This is a genomic window from Xanthomonas populi (assembly GCF_002940065.1).
Taxonomy (GTDB): Bacteria; Pseudomonadota; Gammaproteobacteria; order Xanthomonadales; family Xanthomonadaceae; genus Xanthomonas; species Xanthomonas populi.
In genome coordinates, this window is sequence record NZ_MDEJ01000138.1 from 1 (window position 1) to 10,038 (window position 10,038).

A 10,038-nucleotide genomic window follows, 5' to 3' on the forward strand; every position below is an offset into this window, starting at 1 on the left:
AAGCTCGACGTCATGTTCCTCGGATTCCTGAGCTTCGTCCTGATCGTTGAAGGGCTTCGTATGTGTTAACAGGCCCTAGCAATAGGCGGCCGTTGGGTTGGACTACCAAGTTGGGAAGCGGTGTGGCGTCTGGTTTTTACACCGTAGTTAGTGCAGCTATGGACTAACTACGGTGACGGAGTTTCCCCGGAACTATGGTGTCCACCAAGCCAGCTCTGGCGAGCCATGTTCAGAACTACAGTAGGGCTGCGATCGCTTCATTGGTAGACCATCCTATAAGCCACATACGCGCCTAAGTCTAAGTAAGTGTCACTTGGTCGCCGATGGACCCTTGGCCCAGGTTGGTGAACCGGTGTAAGCTGCCATCGGCCCATGCGCGGGCCCGCCCGTCCACAAGGCGAAGTCGAATCGACAGCGCGTGGCTTACACAAGACCCGCCTTGACCTCCAGAGGTCGCCGCTGGCTTGGTGTGTGGACGCATCGACCTTGCAGCGACCGCTGAGATTGAGTCATGGCCAATAGTCTTTTGCCGGCACAGATCATCCGCATCAAGCGTCAAGCGTCAAGCGTCAAGCCAAGAAGTTTGCCCGCGAGAATTCCCTAACGCACGCCGAGGCCCTTGACCGGGCGGCAGCAGAGCATGGGTTCGCCAACTGGTCGTTACTGGCAAAGGCACGCGGTGCACCTGGCGGTCAACCAAAGGTGACCGCCGAAGCACCGGTAGGGCGGGCAGCTACCCGTTACTATCTGCATGGCGACCAGGATGAGGAGGATCCATCCACCTATTACTGCGCACGATGCGATTCGTTCCGCCCCCCTGATCATTTCGAGAATGCCGCTCTGCATCGAGGGCAGTCCCATGAGATGCGGTACCTTGAATCGATTGAGCGCTGGAGCGAGCGCGGCGCGGTGTGGCGAAGCCGGTACCGCCGACCAGAAGGCGCCACCAATATGTTGGCGGCAAAGGCCGTGTCCCTCAACGCGGCCTACCAGCAATCCCGATCTGCGTTCCATCGCTGGCTACTGGCCCAGGTAGATCGTGACGACATGGTGTCGGATCTGGCAGTGGATGTGCGCGCTGACAAATCATTCCCCGTCAGCGGGAGCAGCCGGCAAGAGATTGAGAGCTACTTGGCCAGGCACGGCAACCACGTGCTGGAAGCATTGGAGCGCGCCTTGCTGGAATTCTCGTCAGCACACGGCGAACGATGAACTCCCGAACTGCAGAGGTCGACCGGCGGTGGCGCTGGCGCAACGGCAATATCGGCTAGTTGTGCACAGACTATGCGCTCCGACGACACGACACCGACCACTGCACAAAGAGTTACAGATCAGACGCATAGCTGTGTGCTGCTACAACTATGCGTTGCATGGACACCACAGTCAGTGCATTGGGGTCCCCAAAATGTCCGCACTGTGGTGTCCAGGGGGTGCCCACGATGGTGTTCGCCCCACGTGCGGGCACAATTTTTAGGCGGCGGCAGCTTCCAACAGCGTCAGATTCTTTTCGGCATGTGTCAAATCACCCAGGGCGACACGGCCCCCGCTAGGAGCTGTGTCCTGGCAAGCGGACCTGGACCCTTAGCGTAGGTGGACGCGCGGCACGCAGACGACTTGCAGACCGAAGGTAGAAGCGTAGATAGGCGCATCTTCGCTAACACCACCTGATCGACCCAAGTCACTGATAATGCTGAAATTATGTTACCCCCTGGTCGAGCTAGCGCCTTATGGGTACCCGCCTACACGAAACTAGCGCCTTATGCCCTTCGTTTGCTAGCGGGACATGGCACCGAGCTAGGTCAAAGCCTTGAACTACGGGGCTGGCCACTAGGTCCTATTGGTCTAACCCACAGGCGTGAGCAGATGCAACCACACCCGGCCCGCAGCGCTGCACCTGAGCTCGGTGACGCTCTCTGATCGAACATCGGCGGGCACGGCTATGCGTCTGAGTCGTTTGTTAGCACTAGCGCTGACGTGCAGCGTGGCGACCTCTGCAGTGGCGCACGAGGTCGCGCCATCGCCTCGCGTGATCCAGGTGATCTAGCCACCGCTGGCGGGCCGGTCGACCGTTTCTATGATCGGTCGATCGGCTGGGACTTTCCAGGCACCTTGATCCGCAGCGACACTCAGGCGCAGCTGGTCCCGGCCGTCCGGGAGCTGGGGCTTCGCTACATCCGCTTCCACGACGTGTTCCACGACGTACTCGGCACGGTGAAAGATGTCGACGGCACACGCGTCTACGACTGGACCAAGCTGGATCATCTCTCCCACGCGCTGTTGGCCAAGCGCATTCGTCCGTGTTGTCGAATTGGGTTTTACGCCAAGTGCGATATCAAGGCGATCGACCCGCAGCTGCGCGTCGGTGGCCCCTCCACGGCCGGTGCGGCATGGGTGCCGGAACTGCCTGCCTCTGTGGCGAAAAACAACCTGCCGATCGATTTCGTCAGCACGCATACCTATGGCGTGGACGGTGGGTTTTTCGATGAATGACGGCCAGCAGGACACCAAGCTGTCTGCCTCGCCGGACGCCGTCGTCGACGATGTGCGCCGCGTGCGCGCGCAGATCCAGGCATCGCCGTTTCCGGATCTGCCGCTGTATTTCACTGAGTGGAGTACCAGCTACACGCCGCGCGATTTCGTCCACGACAGCTACATCAGCGCGCCTTACATCCTGGCCAAGCTCAAACAGGTGCAAGGTCTGGTGCAGGGCATGAGCTACTGGACCTACACCGATCTGTTCGAAGAACCCGGCCCGCCGCCGACCCCATTTCACGGTGGCTTCGGGCCTGATCAATCGCGCGGGCATCCGCAAGCCGGCCTGGTTCGCCTACAAGTATTTGAACGCGCTCAAAGGCCGTAGCCCTGCGCGCAGTTCCAGCGCGCGACGTAGCTGACTGCATCGCGCGCAACGTCTGGTTTCGCATGTCGCGCGCATTACCACAAGACACTGCACGCATGACGCCAGCAACGTCTAGGGCATGCTTGGCCGTCGGTTAACCCGCACGTCGCACCAAGTTGAAAGCGAATCGAGGTGATCGCATGCGCCTGATGTGGAGGACTTATTTGAGATACGTCTTGAGCATGGCGGTGATGTCTTCGACCGCGCGCTCGCGGTCGCCCAGCACGTGCGGTGCCGCCACGTGATGCTTCAAGTGCTCGCTGAGCAACTCGACCATCAACCCCTGCGCTGCGCCACGGAACGCCGCTACCTGCGTCAACAACGCAGTGCAGTCCACGTCCTGCGCCAGGGCTTTTTCCAGCCCCTCCACTTGCCCACGGATCCTGCGCACGCGCGCGAGCAGTTTGGACTTGTCCTGATTCAGATGTGCCATTGCCGTATACCCCCTGGGGGTATCTGAGATACCATAGGGGGTATCGTAGCCAGAGCCACTTCCGATGTCGATCACGCACGCCGCGCCGCACTGCACGCAGTGCCACACCTTTGCCAGCGCCAACCCGCTGGCCGAACACAGCACCCGCAAGGCCGTCATCCTGACCGTGGTCATGATGGTGGTGGAGATCGTCGGCGGCTGGACCCTCAACTCCATGGCTTTGCTTGCCGATGGCTGGCATATGAGTTCGCATGCGCTGGCCCTTGGCTTGGCGTTGTTCGCCTACCGCTTCGCGCGGCGCAATGCCAACGATGTGCGCTTCACCTTCGGCACCTGGAAAGTCGAGGTGCTGGGTGGCTACACCAGCGCGATTTTGCTGTTGGGCGTGGCGGGCCTGATGGCCTTCCAATCGGTGGAACGGCTGTTTTCGCCCAAACCCATCCAGTATCAGGAAGCCACGGCCATCGCGGTCATCGGCTTGCTGGTCAACCTGATCTGCGCCTGGTGGTTGCGCGATTCTCACGGCCATGCGCATGGCCATCACCACAGCCACGGCCATGAACACGCGCATGACGGACATGGGCATGGTCACGGTCACCATCACGACGGTCACGCCGATCTCAATCTGCGCGCCGCGTATCTGCATGTGGTGGCCGATGCAGCCACTTCGGTACTGGCCATTGTCGCGCTGGTCGCCGGCATGCATTGGGGCGTGACCTGGCTGGACCCGATCATGGGTATCGTCGGCGCGGTACTCGTCACCGTGTGGGCGTGGGGACTGCTGCGCAGTACCGGCCGCGTGCTGCTGGATGCGGAGATGGATGCCCCGGTGGTGGAGGAAGTGAAGCAGGTCATTGCCGAGCTGCCCCATGTCATCGACATCGGCGACCTGCATGTCTGGCGCGTCGGCAGCGATCGTTATGCCTGCGTGGTCAGCCTTGTCACTGCGGCAGACATCGACGCAGACTTGGTCCGCAATGCGTTGCAGATTCACGAAGAACTGGTGCACGTCACCGTCGAGCTGCGGCGTCCGCCAGCGGCGCTCGCGCGGGCCTAGCGGTTCGGCGCGCACTCCTTTGGCGCGATGCGTGGCATGCGCTTTTCAGCGTGGAAGCCGGTGATCGGACACCTGAAAGACGACTGCCGGCGACGTCGCTGCCGGCTGTCAGGTGCACAAGGCGCTGCAGTGCACGTGCTTGGCTGCGCCGCCGGCGACACCCTGCGCTGGCTGCTGCGCTGGCTGCTGCGCTGGATCGCCTTTTGGCGTGCCTGGATGCAGGCGATCACGTAGCGATCCTCACACCCGGTGCGGCTGTCGCCGGCAGGGCTTGGTGCTTGAATGGGATTTTTCAGGGACGGCTAGGGATTCTCTGATTAACCACTCGCGCGAAGCTTAACTTATTGATTTGACTGAGCCGCATGGCGGCGATGCATGGGTTAATCACACCTTCCCTAGATAGTCTTTTATGGCTTTTACAGGATTGCAGCCTGCTTTAGATTTAGAATATTATGGAATAAGAGCGGCTAACAAAACGTAGCGAGCAGTCGTCAGGTGGGTGCGGACGGCGCGCTCAGAACCGGAGTGTACGGGTGGTACATGCCGATTCCGAGCACCGGCCGCGCCCGCCTGGCGGCTGCGCAGTCGTTTTGTTAGCCGCTCTATTAGCCGCTCTAAGAGATATGCATTTGATTCGGGTGAACTGATCAGAGGCATTTCCAAAACCCGTTGATCACCGCCGCCACCGCCTCGGGCGAGTCCATATGCACATGGTGCGTGCCAGGCAGAAGATGCAGGCGCGCATCGCGCATCAGCGCCACGCGGTGATCGCGTAACGCATCCGGGAAGTACACCTGCGCCGGTGTGGCGAAGATGGCCTGGGTCGGGCAGACGACCGAAGCCAGCAAGACGTCGATCTGCGCCTCGGTCATGCGGATTGCCGTCGGCAGGGTCAGGCGCGGGTCGCTGCACCAGCTGTAGCCGCCTTCGACCACGCACACCCCGCGCTCCACCAGCAGCCGTGCGGCCGGTTCGGTGAGTTGGTTGGCCATCATGCGTGCGCGCACCGGCATGTCCATCGACGGAAACACCCGCAGCGGCCGCTGTGCCAGCGTGCGTGCCGAGGCCATCGCATCGCGCAGGCGGGTGGCGGTGCCTTCCACCGGCTCGGCCAGCGCACCCAGGGCCTCGATCGCGATCAAGGCGTCCACACGCTCCGGCGCGGCGGCCGCCAGCAGGCTGGCAACGCCGCCGCCCAGCGAGTGGCCGAGCACGCTGAAGCGCTCCCAGCCCAGGTCATCGGCCACCTGCAGCAGAATCCCGATCGCGCTGCTGAGCGTATATTCGGCACCGGTCGGCAGCCACGCGCTGTGGCCGTGACCGGGCAGATCGAGCAACACCAGATCCAGATCCTGCGCGTGCAGATGCGCGCTCAGCGGCAGGAAGCTGGCGGCGTTGTCGAGCCAGCCATGCAGGGCCAGCACCCGGCGCGTGCCACGCGCGTGATTGCGCAATCCAGTGATCCGGCCAATCGCCAGTTCGCACGCAAACGGCTCCAACCTCACGCGCGACGCGCCAAGGCGGCCAGCGCCTGCGCATGTGCCGGGCTGGCGTTGAGACACGGGATATAGCTCATTGTGGCGTTACGCTCGGCCAGCGTTTCGGCAAAGCCCAGTGCTACTTCTTCCAGGGTTTCCAGACAATCGGTGGCAAATCCGGGGCAGACCAGATCGAAGCTGCGCACGCCGCCTTCGGTCAGTTTCCACAACGTGGGTTCGGCGTAGGGCTGCAGCCAACGCTCCGCGCCGAAGCGCGACTGGTAACCCATCTGCCATTCGTCCGCGCCCAGGCCCAGTGCGGCGACGATCGCCTGCGCACTGCGCTCGCACTGCTGCGGGTACGGGTCGCCGGCATTGGCCACGCGTTGCGGAAGGCCGTGGAAGGAGAACATCAGCTTCTCGCTGCGCCCGTGCGCCTGCCAATGCGCGCGGATCGAATCGGCGATCGCCGCCACCCAGCCGGCGTCTTCGCAATACTCCTGAATCACCTCCACCGCGATCTCCGGCGCGCTCGGGCGCCAGGCATCGATCACGTCCTGGATCGAGGCGGTGGTGGTGGTCGAATACTGCGGATACAGCGGCAGCACCACGATGCGCTTGATGCCACGCGCACGTAGGCCGTCCAGCGTCTTGCGCAGCGCGGGCTGGCCGTAACGCATGGCCCATTCCACATGCCAATCGGGCATCACCTCTTTCAAACCATCGGCCAGGCGGCGTGTGTAGACCGCCAGCGGCGAGCCGTCCGGCAGCCACACCTTGGCGTATTTTTCGGCCGACTTGGGGCCGCGGATCGGCAGGATCACCCCGTACAGCAGCGGCTTCCAGAACAGCGGCGGGATCGCGACCACGCGGCGGTCGCTGAGAAACTCGGCCAGGTAGCGGCGCACGGCCGGGGCGGTGGGCGAGGCGGGGGTGCCGAGATTGACGACCAGCAGAGCGGTATCGGGGATGGTATTCATGCCGGCCATTCTGGCAGAGCGCGGCAACGATGCCGAATGCGGCGTGCCGATCGGCATCATTGACCGTCTCTGATCACCCGGATGCGCTCACCACCGATTCATTGCGCCGCGACTAACGTCGCGCCATTGCTATCTTTGACGGATTGCCCTTTGGAGCTTGTCATGCCCCGTTTGTCGCGCCTGGCCCTGTTGTTGTCGTTGACCTTCGCCGCCGGCCATGCCGTTGCCGGCCCGGAAGAGGACCAGCGTGCGCGTAACGCGGTGCGGGTACTCAACGAGATCATGAAGATCCCCGAGCAGGCCATCCCGGACAAGCTGCTCGACGAAGCGCGCGCCATCGTGGTCATTCCCGACACGCTCAAGGCCGGTCTGGTGATCGGCGGCCGTCGCGGGCACGGCCTGATGTCGATGAAAAACGCCGACGGCAGTTGGTCGCAGCCGGTGTTCGTCAAGCTCACCGGCGGCAGCATCGGCTTCCAGGCCGGCGTGCAGTCCTCCGACGTGGTGCTGGTGTTCCGCAACGACCGCAGCCTGGACAACATCGTCAACGGCAAATTCACCCTCGGCGCCGACGCCGGCGTGGCCGCAGGCCCGGTCGGCCGCAATGCCGCCGCCGCCACCGACGGCCAGCTCAAGGCCGAGATCTGGTCGTGGTCGCGCGCCCGTGGGCTGTTCGCTGGCGTCGCACTGGATGGTGCCATCCTGCAGATCGACGATGCCGCCGATCTGAATGCTTACGGCGGTGGCGCCACCCCGCGCATGATCTTCGAAGGCCGCACCAACGAGCGTGCGTCCACCGACGTGATCGCCTTCCGCGACCGCCTGGAAGAGGCGACCTACACCGCGCGCGCCAATCGTGGCACCGTCGGCGGCGCCGATGGCACTGCGCCCGCACCGCGTCCGCACAACCCGCCACAGGCACAGGCAGCGACCACCCCGCCGCCGCCGGCCAACGAAGCCAGCACCGTGCCGTTGCAGCCCAGCACCACGCCGCCGCCGCAACAGGGATTCCAGCCGGTCTCGGACGGTGAAATTCGCACCCAATCGCTGGACGGCAACCGCTAAACCGCTGTCATCCCCCTGCGCGGTGCGCTGGGGTATCCTGCGTCTTCCTACTTCTTCAGCAAGCGAGCAGATCATGGGCGGTTTCAGCATTTGGCACTGGCTGATCGTGCTGGTGATCGTGTTGCTGGTGTTCGGTACCAAGCGGCTCACCAGCGGTGCCAAGGATCTCGGCAGCGCAGTCAAGGAATTCAAGAAAGGCATGCACGACGACGACAAGCCGGCCGGCAAGCTCGGTGACGACGCGCGCGCTGCCGAGCAGGCGCGTGAGGCGCAGGCCGACCGCGACCGCGACGCGCGCTGATCCGGAGCGGCGTCGGTGTTTGACATAGGTGTTGGCGAACTGACGCTCATCGCGATCGTCGCTCTGGTGGTGCTCGGTCCCGAGCGTTTGCCCAAGGCGGCCCGGTTTGCCGGTTTGTGGGTGCGCCGTGCGCACATGCAATGGGATTCAGTCAAGCAAGAACTGGAGCGCGAACTGGAGGCCGACGAACTCAAGCGCAGCCTGCAGGACGTGCAGACCTCGCTGCGCGACGCCGAAGACCAGTTGCGCAACAAGCAGCAGCACCTTGAGCAGGGCGCTCGCGCGCTGCATGACGAGGTAGGCCGCGATATCGATATCCGCAGCAGTGCGACACCAGTGCCAACACCGCTGGAGCTGGCGCATGCGGATGTGTCGGCTGGGGCCAATGCTGCGTCGGTCGCAGGGACGTCGGCGGTTGCCGCCGTAGATGCCCCAGCGGCTGGGGCACCGGTCATGGCTCAGGCACAGCCCATTGCTCCGGCGCCCCATCAAACGCTGGTACCAGCTCCACACGACACCGTGGTGCCGGCGTCGCATGCAGCGCATCTCACCAGCACCAGCACCAGCGGGCATGTGCAGATGCCGGTAACCACCACGCCGATGGAGACGAGCACGCTGAAGGCGCCGACCGAGCCGACTGCGCCGAGCAAAATCCAGGAGAAGCAGCCGTGAGCCTGTTCGACGACGCACAGGCCGAAAGCAGTCTGATCGAGCATCTGGTCGAGTTGCGCGCGCGCCTGGTGCGCGCCCTGATCGGCCTGGGCGTGGTGCTGCTGGCGCTGCTGCCGTTCTCCCGCGCGATCTATTCGTGGCTGGCCGCGCCGCTGATTTCGCAACTGCCGCTCGGGCAGACGATGATCGCGATGAACCCGGCGGGCGCGTTCTTCGCCCCGCTCAAGCTCACCTTCTTCGTGGCGGTGTTCTTCAGCGTGCCGTGGCTGCTGTATCAGGCCTGGGCATTCGTGGCGCCGGGTCTGTATCAGCGCGAGAAGAAGCTGGCGTTTCCGCTGCTGGCCTCGGCGGTAGCGCTGTTCTATATCGGCTGCGCGTTCGCCTATTTCCTGGTGTTGCCGGCGGTATTCCACTTCCTGACCACGTTCAAGCCGGACGTGATCGCCATGACCCCCGACGCTAATTCCTATCTCGACTTCGTGCTGGCGATCTTCTTCGCCTTTGGCGCGAGCTTCGAGTTGCCGGTGGCGCTGGTGATCCTGGTGCTGCTGGGCTGGGTCACGCCCAAGCAACTGAGCGAAGGCCGCGGCTACGCCATTGTCGGCATCTTCATCCTGGCCGCGGTGCTCACCCCGCCGGATGTGGTCTCGCAGCTGATGCTGGCCATCCCGATGTGCCTGCTCTATGAGCTGGGCATCATCGCCGCGCGTGCGGTGGGGCCGAAGGCCGCTTAGTCGGTCTCCAGAGGCCACTACGCCGGATTGGAAATGCAAAGCACCGTCTCAGAGAAGTTGTTTGAGGTATTTTGCGCGCAGCATTTGCTGCAGTGTCATCGAGTAGCCGAGACATCGAGCAAGACGCCTGATTACCACTTGCAAACTGGCGACACGGTCGTGGGTGTGGAGATCAAGCAGATCGAGAGTGATCGCGGGATCAATCCGACGGATGGAACGTGGTCAAGAACCATCGGTTGGCACGTGCGTCAGAAGATCACCGAAGCGCGTGCCCAAATGGGTGTGGTCGCTAGAGCAGGCATGCCGGCAGTGCTGTTGATCTACAACACGGTCGATCCACTTCAAGGAGCCTCTAAAAACCCCAGCAATCTGCCATCATTGACTTGACGCCCTGCCAGCGGAGAACGACAGACATGATC

The 10,038-nt window shown here is 63.2% G+C and carries 10 protein-coding genes, 1 other RNA gene and 2 pseudogenes; 9 read left to right on the plus strand and 4 right to left on the minus strand.

Features of this window, described 5'->3' with window-relative positions; all coding sequences use genetic code 11:
* Nucleotides 1-702 precede the first annotated feature (702 nt).
* Both XpopCFBP1817_RS17265 and XpopCFBP1817_RS17270 read left to right on the plus strand, forming a co-directional pair.
* Complete coding sequence (locus XpopCFBP1817_RS17265) at nucleotides 703-1,212, plus strand: YozE family protein (RefSeq protein WP_128418059.1); 510 nt, start codon at nucleotides 703-705, stop codon at nucleotides 1,210-1,212.
* A 727-nt stretch (nucleotides 1,213-1,939) separates the two neighbouring features.
* Nucleotides 1,940-2,858: pseudogene (locus XpopCFBP1817_RS17270) on the plus strand (GH39 family glycosyl hydrolase); the annotation flags it as partial.
* 201 nt (nucleotides 2,859-3,059) lie between these two features.
* Here the strand turns inward: XpopCFBP1817_RS17270 and XpopCFBP1817_RS17275 are convergent.
* On the minus strand, nucleotides 3,060-3,332 hold the full coding sequence (locus tag XpopCFBP1817_RS17275) for a metal/formaldehyde-sensitive transcriptional repressor (protein ID WP_128418060.1): 273 nt from the start codon (nucleotides 3,330-3,332) through the stop codon (nucleotides 3,060-3,062).
* Nucleotides 3,333-3,396: 64 nt separating this feature from the next.
* On the opposite strand from XpopCFBP1817_RS17275, the gene dmeF reads away from it, so the two are divergent.
* Nucleotides 3,397-4,389: a CDF family Co(II)/Ni(II) efflux transporter DmeF gene (gene dmeF / locus XpopCFBP1817_RS17280; protein WP_128418061.1), complete on the plus strand. Its 993-nt coding sequence runs from the start codon at nucleotides 3,397-3,399 to the stop codon at nucleotides 4,387-4,389.
* Nucleotides 4,390-4,428: 39 nt separating this feature from the next.
* Nucleotides 4,429-4,623, plus strand: a pseudogene (locus tag XpopCFBP1817_RS17285) (hypothetical protein); the annotation flags it as partial.
* Nucleotides 4,624-4,854: 231 nt separating this feature from the next.
* Here XpopCFBP1817_RS17285 and XpopCFBP1817_RS17290 read toward each other — a convergent pair.
* The 3 genes from XpopCFBP1817_RS17290 to hemH all read right to left on the minus strand — a co-directional run bounded on the left by XpopCFBP1817_RS17290 (nucleotide 4,855) and on the right by hemH (nucleotide 6,856).
* A non-coding RNA gene (locus XpopCFBP1817_RS17290) (sX9 sRNA) lies at nucleotides 4,855-4,931 on the minus strand.
* 105 nt (nucleotides 4,932-5,036) lie between these two features.
* Nucleotides 5,037-5,888 carry an alpha/beta fold hydrolase gene (locus tag XpopCFBP1817_RS17295; RefSeq protein ID WP_128418065.1) on the minus strand — a complete coding sequence of 284 codons (852 nt, stop codon included), beginning with the start codon at nucleotides 5,886-5,888 and terminating at the stop codon, nucleotides 5,037-5,039.
* Nucleotides 5,889-5,890: 2 nt separating this feature from the next.
* Nucleotides 5,891-6,856: a ferrochelatase gene (hemH, locus tag XpopCFBP1817_RS17300; RefSeq protein WP_128418066.1), complete on the minus strand. Its 966-nt coding sequence runs from the start codon at nucleotides 6,854-6,856 to the stop codon at nucleotides 5,891-5,893.
* Between the two features lie 153 nt (nucleotides 6,857-7,009).
* Between hemH and XpopCFBP1817_RS17305 the strand changes: the two genes are divergently transcribed.
* The 5 genes from XpopCFBP1817_RS17305 (at nucleotide 7,010) to XpopCFBP1817_RS17325 (ending at nucleotide 10,006) form a co-directional block, all read left to right on the plus strand.
* Complete coding sequence (locus XpopCFBP1817_RS17305) at nucleotides 7,010-7,912, plus strand: lipid-binding SYLF domain-containing protein (RefSeq protein WP_167393964.1); 903 nt, start codon at nucleotides 7,010-7,012, stop codon at nucleotides 7,910-7,912.
* Between the two features lie 73 nt (nucleotides 7,913-7,985).
* Entirely contained in the window at nucleotides 7,986-8,213 is a 228-nt protein-coding gene (tatA, locus tag XpopCFBP1817_RS17310) for a Sec-independent protein translocase subunit TatA (protein WP_128418068.1), read from the plus strand.
* 15 nt (nucleotides 8,214-8,228) lie between these two features.
* On the plus strand, nucleotides 8,229-8,885 hold the full coding sequence (gene tatB / locus XpopCFBP1817_RS17315; RefSeq protein ID WP_128418062.1) for a Sec-independent protein translocase protein TatB: 657 nt from the start codon (nucleotides 8,229-8,231) through the stop codon (nucleotides 8,883-8,885).
* Nucleotides 8,882-9,619, plus strand: coding sequence for a twin-arginine translocase subunit TatC (tatC, locus tag XpopCFBP1817_RS17320; protein WP_128418063.1), 738 nt, complete (start codon nucleotides 8,882-8,884; stop codon nucleotides 9,617-9,619). Before tatB ends, tatC begins: the two co-directional genes overlap by 4 nt.
* Nucleotides 9,620-9,652: 33 nt before the next feature.
* The gene (locus tag XpopCFBP1817_RS17325; protein WP_128418064.1) at nucleotides 9,653-10,006 is read left to right on the plus strand and encodes a hypothetical protein; all 354 of its coding nucleotides are present in this window, start codon (nucleotides 9,653-9,655) and stop codon (nucleotides 10,004-10,006) included.
* The last annotated feature ends 32 nt before the right edge of the window (nucleotides 10,007-10,038 follow it).